This window comes from Micromonospora sp. NPDC005252, assembly GCF_042872475.1.
GTDB lineage: Bacteria > Actinomycetota > Actinomycetes > Mycobacteriales > Micromonosporaceae > Micromonospora.
In genome coordinates, this window is sequence record NZ_JBIAKN010000028.1 from 1 (window position 1) to 14,757 (window position 14,757).

A 14,757-nucleotide genomic window follows, 5' to 3' on the forward strand; every position below is an offset into this window, starting at 1 on the left:
GCCACCTCGCACGCCTTGCACCCGATACACACGCTCGTGTCGGTGAAGAACCCCATCCGCGGCGGCGCGTCCACATAGCCGGCGTCCGGCGCCGGATCGAGCGGCCCGTAGAGGCTGTTCGGGTCAGGAGCCATCGCGCCCCTCCACGTCCTGGTCGGTGGTGACGGCCGGCGCGTGTCCGCCCGGTGTGATCCCGGCCCGCCGCTGGTAGTCGGCGACCAGGTCGAGCAACGCCGTCCCGGTGGGCCGGCGGCCCGACCGGACGTCACAGGTACCGATCTTGCTCTCCTGGATGAGGACGTTGGGGTCGAGGGTGATGCCGAACAGGTCGTTGGCCGAGTCGCCGGTCACCAGACCCTCGTAACCGAAGTGGTACGGCAGCCACAGCTGGTGGATGATCCGACCGTCGACCCGCAGCGGGGTGAGCCGGTCGGTCACCAGCACCTTCGCCTCGATCACCGCGCGCCCGCTGATCAGGTGCGCCCACCCCAGATGCGCCAACCCGGCCTCGGCGGCCAACTCAGGCGACACCTCGACGAACATCTCCGGCTGCAACTCGGCCAGTGGGCGCACCGTGCGGCTCATCCCACCGGCGGTGTGGTGCTCGGTGAGCCTGCTGACCGTGAACACGTACGGGAAGACCTGGCTGTGTTCCTCGGGCGGGCTCGGGTTGACCGAGTTCACCGGGTGCGCGTACGACTTGCGGGTCGGGTTGGCCTGCTGCCGGTAGAGCGGGTTGCGCACCGGCGACTCCACCGGCTCGTAGTGCGTCGGCAGCGGCCCGTCCAGCACACCGCTGGGAGCGTAGAGCCAACCCTTGCCGTCGCCCTGCATGACGAACGGATCGTCGCCGGCGATCCCCTCCGGCCCGGCCGCGCCGGCCGGCGGCCGGTACGACGGAGGCTTGGTCTTCTCGAAGTCCGGCACGTCGTAGCCGGTCCACTCGGCCTTCTCCGCGTCCCACCACACGTAGCGTTTGCGTTCACTCCACGGGTTGCCGTCCGGGTCGGCCGAGGCGCGGTTGTAGAGGATGCGGCGGTTCGCCGGCCAGGCCCAGCCCCACTCGGCGGCCACCCAGTCCTGCTCGTGTCGGGACTTGCGGCGGGCGGCCTGGTTGACGCCGTCGGCGTACACGCCCGTGTAGATCCAGCAGCCGATCGCGGTGGAGCCGTCCGCACGGGCCTCGGTGAAACTGGACAACGGACGGCCGGTCGTCACGTCGTACCCGTTGATCTCCCGCAGGACCGACTCGGCGCTCGGCTCCGCGTGCGGACCGTGCGTCGGGTAGTCCCAGGTGAGGTCGAGCAGCGCACGGTCACGCGGCAGCGTCGAGTCGGCCAGCTTCTCCCGCAGCTTGCGCCCAAGGTGGTAGAAGAACCACAGCTCGGAGCGGGCGTCGCCCGGCGGCTCGACAGCCTTCTCCCGCCACTGCAACAACCGCTGCGTCTGGGTGAACGTGCCCTCCTTCTCCACGTGTGAGGCGGCCGGCAGGAAGAACACCTCGGTACGACACTCCTCGGGCACGATCTCGCCGGTGGCCACCTCGGGACCGTTCTGCCAGAAGGTCGCGCTTTCGATCATGAACAGGTCCCGCACGACCAGCCAGTCCAGGTTGGCCATGCCCAGGCGCTGCGCCCGGCCGTGCGCCGAGCCCACCGCCGGGTTCTGCCCGAGCAGGAAGTACCCCTTGACCTTCCCGTCGATCATGTTGAGCACCTGCTGGTAGGTGCCGTGGTCACCGGTCAGTCGGGGCAGGTAGCCGTAGCAGTAGTCGTTCTCCGGCGTCGCCGCGTCACCCCAGTACGCCTTGAGCAGGCTGGCGGCGAACGACTCGGCGTTGCCCCAGAAGCCCTTCTGGCCGGGGTGCCGGATGCTGTCCACCCACTCGCCGAAGGTCGGGTGGTCGGCGTGGTGCGGCATCGGCAAATAGCCGGGCAGCAGGTTGAACAGGGTCGGGATGTCCGTCGAACCCTGGATGCTGGCGTGACCGCGCAGGGCCATCACCCCGCCACCCGGACGGCCCATGTTGCCCAGCAGCAACTGGATGATCGCCCCGGTACGGATGTACTGCACGCCCACACTGTGCTGCGTCCACCCCACCGAGTAGATCAGCATGCCGGTGCGGTCCCGGCCCGAGTTCGCCGTCCACGCCTGCGCCAGTTCGAGGAACTTCTCCTGCGGGATCCCGCAGACCCGCTCCACCATCTCCGGCGTGTAGCGGGAAAAGTGTCGCTTGAGGATCTGGTAGACGCAGCGCGGGTGCTGCAACGTCTCATCGCGCCGGGTCTGCCCACCCACCTGCGCGCCATGCGACTCGTGCGTCAGCCCAGCGGCGCTGTCCCGCTCCTGGGCGGTGTGCCCGCTGCCGGACGACCCCTCGTGCCCCTCGTACTGCCAGCTGTCCTGCACGTAGGTGCCGGTCTCCGGGTCAAACCCGGAGAAGAACCCGTCGCCGTCCTCGGTGTCGCTGAACTGTTCGCTGACGATCGTCGCCGCATTGGTGTACGACAGCACGTACTCCCGGAAGTCCAGCTCGTTGTCCAGGATGTAGCGCACCACGCCGCCGAGCAGCGCGATGTCCGTGCCCGCCCGGATCGGCAGGTACGCGTCGGCCACCGCGCTCGTACGGGTGAACCGCGGGTCGACGTGGAACACCTTCGCCCCACGACGCTTGGCCTCCATCACCCACTGGAAACCCACCGGGTGCGCTTCGGCCATGTTCGAACCCTGGATGACGATGACGTCAGCGTTGGCGATGTCCTGCTGGAAATCCGTCGCACCGCCACGACCGAAGCTGGCCCCCAGACCGGGGACGGTGGCGGAGTGTCAAATACGGGCCTGGTTCTCGATCTGTAGCGCCCCCATCGCGGTGAACAACTTCTTGATGAGGTAGTTCTCCTCGTTGTCCAGCGTCGCCCCGCCCAGACTGGAGATCCCCAACGTCCGGTTGAGCGGCCGGCCCTGCTCGTCGACGTCCTCCCAGGTCTGCTCGCGGGCGGCGAGGATCCGGTCGGCGATCATGTCGAGCGCGGTGTCGAGGTCCAGGTCTTCCCACTGCGTCGAGTACGGCCGCCGGTAGCGGACCGTCGTCTGCCGCAACGGACTGGTCACCAGACTCTTGCTCGCCGAACCCTTCGGACACAACCGACCTCGCGAGATAGGACTGTCCGGATCACCCTCGATCTGCGTGACCTGCCCGTCCTTGACGAACACCCGCTGCCCACACCCCACCGCGCAGTACGGACAGACGGACCGGGCCACGCTCTCGGCGGTCTCGGTGCGGGCGGTCAGGCCAGCCGAGCGCGCGGACTTCGCCGCCGCGCCCCGGCCCAACGGGTCCGTGCCGGTGAGCTGCCGATACACCGGCCAGCCCTCGATGAACGTCCGCAGACCCATCCCCGACACCCCCTCCCACGCGAGCGACCTCACGAACATAAGTCAGATGAGGAGTCTTCGCTAATCGAGAGGGTGGCGTCGCGGCACCGTCACTCGGTGCGCAGGCTCCATCTCAGCGCGGGGATCATCACGGCCGCGGGAACGAGGTGCAGTCCGGCAAGGGCGGTGACGGTGGCGGCGCTGCCCCCGCAGAGCAGGGGCGCGACCAACGAGATCGCGGTCAGCGACACCGCCGTCCACACCCATCGCGCGGCGGGGCGCACGCTCCACCGCAGCAGAGCGGCGGCGATGACGATGCCCACGACCGAGAAGACGCCGGTCACCACGGCGAACCCGGGCGTCGGGATCGTCTCGCCACCAGCGGGGACCGCGAAGTCGACGCCGGCGGCCCGGGCGAGCGCGACGGCGACGGTGGTGGCCAGCACCGCGACCAGCGTGGCGAGGAGCCCGACACCGGCGAGCCCGCGCAGTCGGTGGGTACGGCTGGTCCGGCCCGACGCCGGGGCCACGGCGCTCACCTGGCACCGTCCGCCGGGAGGCGCTGCGGCAGCCCGAGCCGCGCGAACTGGTCGTCGTGGAAGATGACGATCTCGGCGACCGCCCCGCCGGTGACGCGCAGGACGTCGATGGTCAGCGGCAGGTACGCGTTCTCCTGCTCCCGCCACAGGTAGAAGGCGACGGCGGGCTGCCGGTTCACGGCGGTCGGGACGCCGCGCAGGCGTCCCAGGTCGGCGAAACCATCCTGGACCCAGTCGTCCAGCACCGCGTCGCGGCCGACGTGGACGCCGGGAGTGGGCGGCATCGAGCAGCGGACGTCGTCGCGCAGCATGGCGGCGAGCGCGTCGATGTCCTTGGCCACGCTCGCGTCGGTGAAGCGGCGCACCAGCTCGCGCGTCCCGGCGTCCTCCTCGCCGCCGGTCCAGTCCTGCCGCTCGGCGGGCAGGTGCTCGCGCATGCCGGCGCGGGCCCGTTGCAGCGCGCTGTTCACCGAGTTGACGGAGTCCCCGAGCAGCTCCGCGACGTCCTTCGCCGGCCAGCCCAGCACGTCCCGCAGGATCAACACGGCCCGGGGGCGCGGCGCGAGGTGCTGGACCGCCACCAGGTACGCCAGCTCGATCGTCTCCCGCGCGACCGCGACGGTCTCCGGCTCGTCCGCGTCTCCCGCCGGCAGCTCGTCGAGCAGCCGGTCCGGGTACGGCTGCAACCACCGCACCTCGCCGCCGGTCGCCGGCTCCGGGCGGCGCCTGGCGAGCAGGTCCAGGCAGGCGTTCGTGGCGATCCGGTACAGCCAGGCCCGGAACGACGACCGCCCCGCGAAGGTCTCCCGCCGCCGCCACGCGCGCAGCAACGTGTCCTGCACGGCGTCCTCGGCATCCTCGAACGACCCCAGCATCCGGTAGCAGTGCACGTGCAGCTCCCGCCGGTGCCGACCCGCCAGCCCTGCGAAGGCCGGCTCGTCGACCCCACCCATCTGCTCGTCCGTGTGCCCACTCGTCACGTCATGCTCCCGTCTCGTCGTGTCCCGTCGCAGGTATGACGGGTGCGGGCGCGACAACTCATCACCGGGCCGGACGATCCTCCTAGCTAGGCGGCGACCCGGCCGAGCAGGTTGCGCCCGGACGGGTTGTAGTCCCGGAACCGGCCGAACGTCTCGCGCTCCTGGCTGGAACGGATGAACTGGTCATCGGTCCACTCCTGCCCGACCGGCAGGTATCGCCGCGCGTTCGCGAGGCCGTCCAGTTGATGCAACACGTGGTAGGCGATCAGGTACTCACCGAACGTCGCGTGCAGGAACTCGTAGCTGCTGCCGGTGACGAGACTGCTGTTGACGTCCGCCGCGTGGATGAAGAAGAACCGGGCGATCGTACGGATCGCCGGGTCCAGCGGGCGGGACAACCGCTTCCGGTTCCCGGTGTACGCGGCCGACGACAGCAGCATCGGCGCCAGGTCGGCGTCCAGGTCCTGGCCACTGACCGACTGCTGCCCCCGGTTGAACATGGCGAACGCCGCGATTCCGAGTTGCCACAGCTCGCGGTCCGCCTGGGCGGCGGCCTCGTCGCCCTCCAGCGGTCGACCCGCCGGCCGGGGCGCCTTGGTGACCTCACGACTCACGTAGCCGTTGAGCAGCCACTGGTAGAGCTGCCCCTGCGTGACCTGACCGGCGCCGTCCACCGGCGGGTCGTCCGTCGCCCCGAAGATCGCCAGCATGAGCAGGAGCAGCGGCTGACGGGCCAGCTCGCCCATCGACCACACGGCGTCCGCGGCGAGCGGCTTGACCGTCGCGTTGGCGATCGGCTCCCGATTGACCTCGTTCCACATGTCGACCCACGCGCCGACCTGCTCGCGGTCGAAATCGCGCAACTTGACCACCAGCGAGCCGGCCGGGATGTTCGCGATGTTGGCGACGACGGTACGGGAGGTCACCACGACGGCGACCGGCGAACCGATCGACGCCTCCTTTCCTGGAACTCCTGCACCTCGTGCAGGAAGCCGGACTCGGTCGCGCCGGTGGCCTGCATCAGTTCGTCCAGACCGTCCAGGAGGACCACTCTGGTGACGTCCTGACTGGCCTCGGACAGCTGACGCCACCGCACACTTTCCGGCGCCCGGATGACCGAGAATCACCAGCGGACGCTCCGCGCTGCGAGCCGAGGCGAAGTACGCGGCGAGAAAATGATCCAGCCGGTGCCCGTTCCGCTGCTGCTTCCACCACTCCTCCTCTCAGGTACGGGACTGACCGTCGGTGACGGCCCACTGGAAGTGCGGATTTACGTAACCCGATTCGGTGGTCGGCATCCGCAGGCCCGACATCTGATCCATCTCGGTGACCTGGGCGATCGGCTCCGACAGGAGATGGCGGTTACGCCGCGCCATGATCGTCCGGTCGGGTCCGTGCTGCCTGTTCGGCAGGTACGGCAGGTCGTTGAGGAGCTGCTCCATGAGCGCGAGCGACCGTTGCTGGAACTGCACGGACGTGCGGTGCGCGGCCTCCTGGGTCGCCGCCACGAACCCGATCTGGTCCAGCAACGCCCACATGCCGAATTCCGGCACGTCGGCGGCCAGTCGACGGTAGTCGTCGCGGTAGGTTCTGATCGCGCTGTCGACGATGCGCGCCTGGATCAAATGCCCGAACTGGTAGCCCAGGTCAACCTCGATCTTCTCCCAGGCGGCGAGGCTCCCGAAGAAACCCAGACAGCGCTCCGTCATCGACTCGTAGAACGGGATCACCGAGGCCATCAGGTTGGCCTCGAACCCACAGCCCGCCCACGGCAGCGGCAGTTCCACCCCCAGCAGGTACGAAACGATGGTGTCGTGCGTGACAGCGCCACCGCCGGGAACCATCTTCTGTTTCTCGACCTCGGTGAGACGGAGGCTCGCGTACCCCGTGCCCACCACCTCGTTCAGGGCAGTGAAGAACGCGCCCGCCACCACCGCGGTGTGCGCGGCCGCGATCAGTTCGTGCCGTTCCCGACCCTTCGGGCCGAAGGGTACGGTCACGGAAACGCTCGACGGCCATCGTGATCTGCTGGACCAGCTCGTTCTTCTGGTCGATCCATCCCCACGCGGCGCTGATCGCCGGCAGCAGGGCGCCAGCGCCACCGCTGCCGAGAGCCGCCAATCCCAGCAGGGTGCCGAGCTTCTCACTCCACCCCGCGTCGTGCTTGCCGAGAATACGGCGGGCGGTTTCGAACGACATTGACGAACCGCTCACCGCGAGTCCCTTCAGATGACACCGGGAAGCGGCCACCCTAGCCCTGAAGAACCGGGCGAGCTGTCGGTTATCTGGCAGCTCTCCTCAACCACGCCGGGACGTGCGCGCAGGCCGAGGAAGGTCGCTTGAGCGACACCGGGACCGGCGGGCGTTACCCTGACAGCATGCAGGCCGTCTCGCCCACCGCGACCGGCGTGGTCTTCCTGGCCCGCCCGGGTCGTCCGGCCGTGGTGGCGCGCACCCTCACCGAGCTCACCGGCCCCACCCGCGGCGTCGTCGAGCTGCCGGTGCGGTTGATGTGGAACGCCGAGCGCACGTTCGACCTCGGCGACCCCGACCAGCTGCTCTGGATGTACGAGAACGTGCTGCGCGAGACCGCCAGCGCCGACGACCTGCGCATTCTGATCAACGGGCGGACACTGCGCCGGGTGTGGCGGTTGCTCAACCTGCCCCGGGGCGTCCGCCTCGCGTGGGAGAGCCGGCACCGCGGCCTGCGCGCGGCGTGATCGCACCACACCTGCACGAGTTCTACCGGGAGGTGGCCCGGGTGGCGCTGACCGCCGCCGGGCCGTACCGGTTCGTGCTGGGTGGCGGGGTGGCCTGGGCCGCGCACGGCCTGGTCGCCCGGCCGACCGAGGACGTGGACCTCTTCGCCGACGTCGAGGGTGCTGCCGCGGCGGCCACCGCCGGGGTGCGCGTGGCGCTGGAGCGGGCCGGGTTCACCGTCACCGACGCCGACCCGGACAGCGAGCTCGCCGATCTGTTCGACGGGTACGGCCAGGACATGAAGGACTTCGTGGTGAGCCGCGACGGGCGGCAGATCCGGCTCAGCCTGGCCCGGCTGGACCGGCAGCAGAGCCCGGTGGTGATGGACCTCGGCCCGGTGATGGACGTGCGCGACCTGGTCGCCAACAAGATCGCGGCGTTGGTCAACCGGCGGGAGGTCCGAGACTTCATCGACGTGGCGGCGGCCCTGGAGCACTACGACGTGACGCAACTGCTGATGCTCGCCCGGCAGGTCGACCCCGCGCTGGACCCGGCCGACGTACGGGCCGCCGGGCGTTACCTGGACCGGCTGTCCGACAAGCGTTTCGGCCGCTACGGCCTGGACGCCGACGACGTCGCCCGGGTGCGCCACCGCTTCACCACCTGGCCCCGCTGACGCCACCGCCCGCGAACCCGTACTTCTTCTTCCTCGCACCGTGCGGGCGGCTCCCCCGCGACCTCGTCGAGAGCGCCCTACCCTGCGACGGCCTGCGAAAACCGGGGCTGGCGTGGCGCAAGTGACAGGCGCTGGCTATGGTGCGCGAGGCGCTCACGAGGCGCGTCCACCCCCATGGAAAGGCACGTCATGACCTCTGGATCCGGTCCGTCGCGTCGCCAGGTGCTCGCCGTCGCCGCCGCGGCGGCGACCGCCCCGCTGATCGCCGCCGCCCCCGCGCAGGCGGCGGGCGCGACCCGGTCGCGCACCTGGGACCTCACGCTGCTCGGCACGTCGGACACCCACGGCAACGTCTACAACTGGGACTACTACCGCGACGCCGAGTACGACGACAGCAAGCACAACGACATCGGTGTCGCGAAGCTGGCGACCCTGATCAACCAGATCCGCGCCGAGCGGCGCGGCAAGGCCACGCTGGTCCTCGACGCCGGCGACACCATCCAGGGCACCCCCCTCGCCACGTACTACGCCAAGCAGGAGCCGATCACCGCCACCGGCGAGAAGCACCCGATGGCCCGGGCCATGAACGTCATCGACTACGACGCCGTGACGCTGGGCAACCACGAGTTCAACTACGGCCTGCCGCTGCTGGATCTGTGGATCCGCCAGCTCGGCTTCCCGGCGCTCGCCGCGAACGCGATCAACGCGAAGACCGGCAAGCCCGCCTTCCTGCCGTACGTCATCAAGAAGGTCTCCCTCGGCTTCGCGGCGCCGACCCTGCGGGTCGGCATCCTCGGCCTGACCAACCCCGGCGTGGCCATCTGGGACAAGGGCAACGTCGAGGGCAGGCTGCGCTTCGACGACATGGTGGCGACCGCCGCGAATTGGGTGCCGATCATGCGGGCCCGCGGCGCGGACCTCGTGCTGATCTCCGCCCACGGCGGCGACAGCGGCACCTCCAGCTACGGCCCGGAGCTGCCGAACGAGAACCCGGTGGCGCTCATCGCCCAGCAGGTGCCGGGGATCGACGCGATCCTCTTCGGGCACGCCCACAACGAGGTGGTCGAGCGGTTCGTCACCAACGAGCGGACCGGTGCGCAGGTGCTGCTCTCCGAGCCGTCGAAGTGGGGCCAGCGGCTCACCCGGATGGACTTCACCCTCGCCCGTGAGCATGGCCGCTGGACGATCACCAAGAAGGCCGCCACCATGCTGAACACCAACACGGTGGCCGAGGACCCGAAGGTGCTCGCCGCCGTGCGGGCCCAACACCAGAAGACCATCGCGTACGTGAACCAGGTGGTGGCCCAGGCAACCGTGGAGATGTCCACGGTGGAGTCCCGGTACAAGGACACCCCCATCCTGGACTTCATCAACCACGTCCAGGCCGAGACCGTCACGAAGGCGCTGGCCGGCACGCAGTACGCCAGCCTGCCGGTGCTGTCGCAGGCCTCGCCGTTCAGCCGTACCGCGGTCTTCCCCGCCGGCGACGTCAAGATCCGTGACGTGGCTGGGTTGTACGTGTTCGACAACACGCTCGAAGCGGTCGTGCTCAGCGGTGCCGAGGTGCGCGCGTACCTGGAGTACTCGGCGAAGTACTTCCGGACTCTCGCCCCGGGCGCTCCCGTGGACACCGAGCAGATCAACGACCCGTCGGTGCCGGACTACAACTACGACGCGCTCTCCGGCCTGGACTACGACATCGACATCTCCAAGCCGGTCGGCCAGCGGATCACCCGGCTGGTGCTGCCCGGCACCGACACCCCGGTGGCGGACGACGCGCAGTTCGTGATGGCGGTGAACAACTACCGGCGCAGCGGCGGCGGCAACTTCCCCGGCATCGTGAAGACCCAGGTCTACAACGCGCAGCAGGAGATCCGCCAGCTGCTCATCGACTGGGCGCAGGCCAAGGGGACGATCAACCCGGCCGACTTCTTCCAGCCCAACTGGCGACTGGTACGCGAGGGCGTGCCGGTCTTCTGATCGCAGAACGTCGGCGGGCCGTGGGTGGCGACACCCCGGCCCGCCTTTTCGTCTCTCAGCCCCGCACGTTCCAGTCTCAGCCCTGGACGTTCCAGCGGATCGGGTCCTCGGCCTTCTCCGGCCGGTCCCGCCCGGGATCGGTCTCGGTCAGCGCGACCCGCTCGTCCGGGCGAACGGCGGGCGGCAACTCCCCGAACCGGATGTGGCGCAGGAACGCGTACTCGTCCTCGGTGAACGGTTGCTCGGCCATCGGCACCCCCTCCTGCCCTGCCATTGTCTGACGGCGGGCGGCCCACAGCACCGGTCTGTCGGTTGACAGTCCCCTCGACCGTCGGGTGCGGCCCGACACACCCTGTACGGCATCCTAGGATCCTGGGTGTATGGCCTGAGGCAACGCGCCGTCGGCAGGGGCGGTCGGCAGGGACGGTCGAGCGGGCTGGCGCAGGCGCGGCGGGCCGGCGGGCCGGCGGGCCTGCGGACCGCCGGGCTGTTGCTCAGGGGTGGATGCTGGCGGCCGGCCGGCGCGGGCCGGGCAGCCGGTCCAACACCGCGAGCGCCGCCCGGACCGGTCGACGTCGCAGCATGTCGTCGAAACTCGCCCGACCCTGACAGAAACGGACGAACATCCGCCAACCCGGCGGGGTCGCCAACAGAGCGTGGAAGACCTCAGGGCGGCGGGTGAACAGGTCGAGCAGCCGGAACCCCGCCCGCATCTCCGGCGTCAGGCCCTCGGTGACCGCCCGCTCGTACCCGGCCAGATCACCGTCGGCGACCGCCGCGCCGGCCATCTCCCCCGAGCGCAACGCGAAGCTGATGCCCTCGCGGCTCCACGGCTCCAACAGCCCGGCGGCATCCCCCGCCACCAACACACGGCCGTTGCGCAATGGGGAGTCCTCCGCACGGCAACGGGTCAGGTGACCCGAGTCGTGCTCCGCCGGCAGCCCGGTCAGGCCCAACCGGTCGACGAACTCCCGCAGGTAGGCGCGCGTCCCCTCCCCCGCCCCCCGGCCCGCGATCACACCGACGGTCAACCGGTCGCCCTTCGGGAACACCCAGGCGTACGAGCCCGGCATCGCCCCCCAGTCCAGCAGCAGTCGCCCGCGCCAGCGCTCCTGCTCGGCGGGCGGCACCGGCACCTCCAACTCCAGCCCCAGGTCCACCTGCCGGTAGCGCACACCCACGTGTCGGGCGGTCACCCCCGAGGAACCGTCCGCGCCGATCACCGTGCGGGCCGTGATCGTCGTACCGTCGGCCAGCCGCAGGCGTACACCCTCGGGGTCCTGCTCGATCGCGCGGACCGCGACCTGCTCCCGCATCTGCGCGCCGGCGGCGACCGCCGCCGCGCGCAGCCGGTCGTCGAACTCCTCGCGGCGCACCATGGTCACCACCGGACTGCCGTTGCGGCGGGTGAACTCCCGCCGGCCGTCGCGGGTGAACGTCACCCGGTCCACCCGGTCGTGCGCGGGCACCTCGATGCGGCCGCGCACGGCCGCCAGCGACGTGCCGATCAGGCCACCGCCACACGTCTTGTACCGCGGGTGCGCGGCCCGCTCGACAACCAGCGTACGAACGCCGGCGCGGGCCGCGGCGTGTGCCGCGGAAAGCCCGGCGGGGCCGGCGCCGACGACGACGAGATCCCAGACGATCACGGTTGCAGCCTAGGGCACCCTCCGCTGCGCGGCCCGGGCACGGCGAGCTGCCAAACGCCCGATCGGGTGGGCATCTTCGGTCAGGCAGGGGGTAACCGACGTGACGCGACCGTCCGCGCGGGAGCGGACGAGCAGAGGAGGAGATCATGCAGCGGGTTCAGCTGTCGGAGATCGAGCAGCGCGTGTACCAGGCGGTCACCGCCCTCGAAGCACGTGGCCAGGTCCCCTATCCGGACCTGATCGCCGAAGGATCCGGTCTGACCGAGGAGCAGGTGCACACCCCACTGCACGAACTCACCCAGAAGGGCCTGCTGCACCGCGAGGACTCGCCGATGGCCGGCCTCGACTTCGGCCCCCGATTCTGCGCCCGTCAGATGGCGTGACCCCCGACGGTTGGCCCCCGCCTGCCGGGGTAGCGGTCAGGGATGCATGATCGACCGTCAACGGGGGGCAGCATGAGCGCGGCGCACGAGCCGCAGCCGGTCGACGCGGCCGAGAACCGCCGACGCTGGCAGGCCGTCGGTGTCGGGCTGGTCGCCGCGTTCATGACGCTGCTCGACGTGAGCATCGTCAACGTCGCGGTGCCGTCCATCGACCGCGCGCTGCACGCCTCCCCGAGCGACCTGCAGTGGGTCCTCTCCGGGTACGCGCTGACCTTCGGGCTGGTGCTCGTGCCGGCCGGCCGCTTCGGTGACTTCCGCGGGCGGCGCAACGCGTTCGTCTTCGGCATCGCACTGTTCACCCTGACCAGCGCGCTCGCCGGCCTGGCCACGTCCCCCACCTGGCTGGTCGCCGCCCGGCTGCTCCAGGGCGCCGCCGCCGGCATCATCAACCCGCAGGTGATCGGGTTGATCCAACAGCTGTTCCGCGGGCCGGAACGAGCCCGTCCGTTCGGTCTGCTCGGCGCGACCATCGGCATCTCCACCGCCGTCGGGCCGCTGCTCGGCGGGCTGCTCATCGCCCTGGGCGGCGAGGAGCACGGCTGGCGGTGGGTCTTCTTCGTCAACGTGCCGGTCGGCATCGTCGCGGTGATCCTCGGGTGGCAGCTGCTGCCCGGTCGACCCGCCGGGCAGCCCGGCCGACGCCGACTCGACCCGGTCGGTGTGCTGCTGCTCGGCGTCGGCGTGGTGCTGATCCTGCTGCCACTCGTACAGGAGCAGCAGTGGCGTACGCCGTGGAAGTGGGCGCTCATCCCGGCCGGCCTGGCGGTGCTGGTCGCCTTCGGGCTGTGGGAACGGTGGTACGCGCGGCACCGCGAACCCCTGTTCGACCTGCGGCTGTTCACCTTCCAGTCGTACACACTCGGATCGCTCATCGCGCTGGTCTACTTCGGTGGGTTCACCGCGATCTTCTTCATCTTCACCCTGTTCCTGCAGAACGGGCTCGGCTACAGCGCGCTCGTCGCTGGTCTCGCCATCACCCCGTTCGCGCTCGGGTCCGCCGCCGCGTCCGCGCTGGGGGGCCGCGTCGTCAACCGCTTCGGCCGTCCCCTGGTCGCCCTCGGACTGCTCGGCGTGGTGGTCGGCCTGGCCGCCACGGTGCTCGCACTGCGCCTCGCGCCCGACGCCCCGGCGCCCTGGGTCACCGCCGCGCCGCTGCTCGTCGCCGGTATCGGCAGCGGACTGGTCATCGCCCCCAACCAGACACTCACCCTCGCCCAGGTGCCCGTTCCCCAGGCAGGCAGCGGGGCCGGCATGCTCCAGACCGGCCAGCGGATCGGGGCGGCGGCCGGCATCGCCGCCGTCGGCTCGATGTTCTTCTCCTCGCTCACCGACAGTCGCGGCAACTGGACGTCGGCCTTCGAGAAATCGCTACTGCTCGCCACGGGGATCATCGCGCTCGCGCTGGTCGCCGCGCTGATCGACATCCTCCGCGGCCACCACGACTGAAAATCCCGGGAGTACGCGCGCCGCGCGGGTCGGAGGCGCCGCGCGGGTCGACGCGCCGCGCGGGTCGACGCGCCGCGCGGGTCGAGGCGCGCCACGCGGGTCGAGGCGCGCCACGCGGGTCGAGGCGCGCCACGCGGGTCGAGGCGCCGCATGCCGGTTGGTTCATGCGTCGCCCAGGTCGGCATGCCGGTCGGATCGATGTGCCACACAGACCGGCATTTCGGTCGGGCCCGCGCGCCGATCAGGTCGGCATGCCGATCGGCGGTCAGTCACGGGCCGGGCATACCAACGGCCGGCACCTGACCGGCCGCCCGATGTCCGCCGCCCGTCGACGGTCGGGCGGTCGCCGGTCGGGCGTCGGGCGTCGGGCGTCGGGCGTCGGGCGAGATCTTGGACAGTTTCCGTTAGGACCTAACGGAAACTGTCCAAGATTCACCGTCACGCGGGCCGACGATGCCGTTCGGCGGGCTGCGCCCGTGGATGTGGGGGGTCGGCCGGTCACTCGGCGGGGCTGGGTACGCCGCTAGCCGGCACCCAACTCGGGGTGGCGGCCAAGTCAACGGGGCGGGGGCTGGGGTACGCCGATGGCCGGGCCCGGCTCGCGGCTAGCTCAGTGGGCGGGGGTTGGGTATTGCCGATAGCCGGCACCCAACTCCGAGTGGCGGCCAGGTCAGTGGGCGGGTATGCCGATGGCCGGCACCCCGGTTCGGGGTGCCGGCCATCGGTTCGTGCGGTGGGTCAGCTGTTCCAGTGCTGGGTGACCAGGTCGGTGGCCTGCTGCTCCCACTGGGCGTAGGCGTCCGGGTAGGCCGAGACCTGTACGGTCTGGGCGGCCTGGGTCAGGGGCATGTCCTGCCAGCCGTCGACCTGCTTGAGGCCCTTGAGGAACGCGGTGGTGGAGTACTCGGGGTTGGTGATCTGCTCCGGGGTGCCCCAACCACTGGAGGGGCGCTGCTGGAACAGGCCCAG

Annotated in this window: 12 protein-coding genes and 3 pseudogenes; 5 read left to right on the forward strand and 10 right to left on the reverse strand. The window is 70.6% G+C overall.

Annotation, left to right across the window (positions count from 1 at the left end):
* The 7 genes and pseudogenes from ACFYPH_RS30935 to ACFYPH_RS30965 all read right to left on the reverse strand — a co-directional run.
* A pseudogene (locus ACFYPH_RS30935) lies at window positions 1-134 on the reverse strand (4Fe-4S ferredoxin); the annotation flags it as partial.
* Window positions 124-3,396, reverse strand: coding sequence for a formate dehydrogenase (gene fdh / locus ACFYPH_RS30940; RefSeq protein ID WP_387186628.1), 3,273 nt, complete (start codon window positions 3,394-3,396; stop codon window positions 124-126). The gene fdh and the pseudogene ACFYPH_RS30935, both read right to left, overlap by 11 nt.
* A gap of 89 nt (window positions 3,397-3,485) precedes the next feature.
* Window positions 3,486-3,914, reverse strand: coding sequence for a DUF6069 family protein (locus tag ACFYPH_RS30945; protein WP_387186630.1), 429 nt, complete (start codon window positions 3,912-3,914; stop codon window positions 3,486-3,488).
* On the reverse strand, window positions 3,911-4,867 hold the full coding sequence (locus ACFYPH_RS30950; RefSeq protein WP_387186643.1) for an RNA polymerase subunit sigma-70: 957 nt from the start codon (window positions 4,865-4,867) through the stop codon (window positions 3,911-3,913). Before ACFYPH_RS30950 ends, ACFYPH_RS30945 begins: the two co-directional genes overlap by 4 nt.
* A gap of 113 nt (window positions 4,868-4,980) precedes the next feature.
* A complete protein-coding gene (locus ACFYPH_RS30955) occupies window positions 4,981-5,823 on the reverse strand; it encodes a hypothetical protein (protein ID WP_387186632.1) in 843 nt (280 codons plus the stop codon).
* A complete protein-coding gene (locus ACFYPH_RS30960) occupies window positions 5,817-5,945 on the reverse strand; it encodes a hypothetical protein (RefSeq protein ID WP_387186634.1) in 129 nt (42 codons plus the stop codon). The genes ACFYPH_RS30955 and ACFYPH_RS30960 overlap by 7 nt, the downstream gene beginning before the upstream one ends.
* A gap of 172 nt (window positions 5,946-6,117) precedes the next feature.
* Window positions 6,118-7,093, reverse strand: a pseudogene (locus tag ACFYPH_RS30965) (hypothetical protein).
* 179 nt (window positions 7,094-7,272) lie between these two features.
* On the opposite strand from ACFYPH_RS30965, the gene ACFYPH_RS30970 reads away from it, so the two are divergent.
* From ACFYPH_RS30970 to ACFYPH_RS30980, 3 genes are all read left to right on the forward strand, one after another.
* The gene (locus ACFYPH_RS30970) at window positions 7,273-7,614 is read left to right on the forward strand and encodes a hypothetical protein (RefSeq protein WP_354862426.1); all 342 of its coding nucleotides are present in this window, start codon (window positions 7,273-7,275) and stop codon (window positions 7,612-7,614) included.
* Window positions 7,611-8,270 carry a nucleotidyl transferase AbiEii/AbiGii toxin family protein gene (locus tag ACFYPH_RS30975; protein ID WP_354862427.1) on the forward strand — a complete coding sequence of 220 codons (660 nt, stop codon included), beginning with the start codon at window positions 7,611-7,613 and terminating at the stop codon, window positions 8,268-8,270. The genes ACFYPH_RS30970 and ACFYPH_RS30975 overlap by 4 nt, the downstream gene beginning before the upstream one ends.
* 189 nt (window positions 8,271-8,459) lie before the next feature.
* Window positions 8,460-10,250 (forward strand): bifunctional metallophosphatase/5'-nucleotidase, encoded by a 1,791-nt coding sequence (locus tag ACFYPH_RS30980; protein WP_387186636.1) that lies wholly within the window; start codon window positions 8,460-8,462, stop codon window positions 10,248-10,250.
* A gap of 76 nt (window positions 10,251-10,326) precedes the next feature.
* Here ACFYPH_RS30980 and ACFYPH_RS30985 read toward each other — a convergent pair whose 3' ends face one another.
* A complete protein-coding gene (locus ACFYPH_RS30985) occupies window positions 10,327-10,500 on the reverse strand; it encodes a hypothetical protein (protein ID WP_234591432.1) in 174 nt (57 codons plus the stop codon).
* Between the two features lie 244 nt (window positions 10,501-10,744).
* Complete coding sequence (locus tag ACFYPH_RS30990; protein WP_387186638.1) at window positions 10,745-11,899, reverse strand: geranylgeranyl reductase family protein; 1,155 nt, start codon at window positions 11,897-11,899, stop codon at window positions 10,745-10,747.
* A 146-nt stretch (window positions 11,900-12,045) separates the two neighbouring features.
* Here ACFYPH_RS30990 and ACFYPH_RS30995 point away from each other — a divergent pair, with 146 nt between their 5' ends.
* Both ACFYPH_RS30995 and ACFYPH_RS31000 read left to right on the forward strand, forming a co-directional pair.
* A complete protein-coding gene (locus ACFYPH_RS30995; protein ID WP_354862434.1) occupies window positions 12,046-12,282 on the forward strand; it encodes a hypothetical protein in 237 nt (78 codons plus the stop codon).
* A 42-nt stretch (window positions 12,283-12,324) separates the two neighbouring features.
* Window positions 12,325-13,788: an MFS transporter gene (locus tag ACFYPH_RS31000; protein WP_387186641.1), complete on the forward strand. Its 1,464-nt coding sequence runs from the start codon at window positions 12,325-12,327 to the stop codon at window positions 13,786-13,788.
* Between the two features lie 738 nt (window positions 13,789-14,526).
* On the opposite strand, the pseudogene ACFYPH_RS31005 reads toward ACFYPH_RS31000, so the two are convergent.
* Window positions 14,527-14,757, reverse strand: a pseudogene (locus tag ACFYPH_RS31005) (hypothetical protein); the annotation flags it as partial.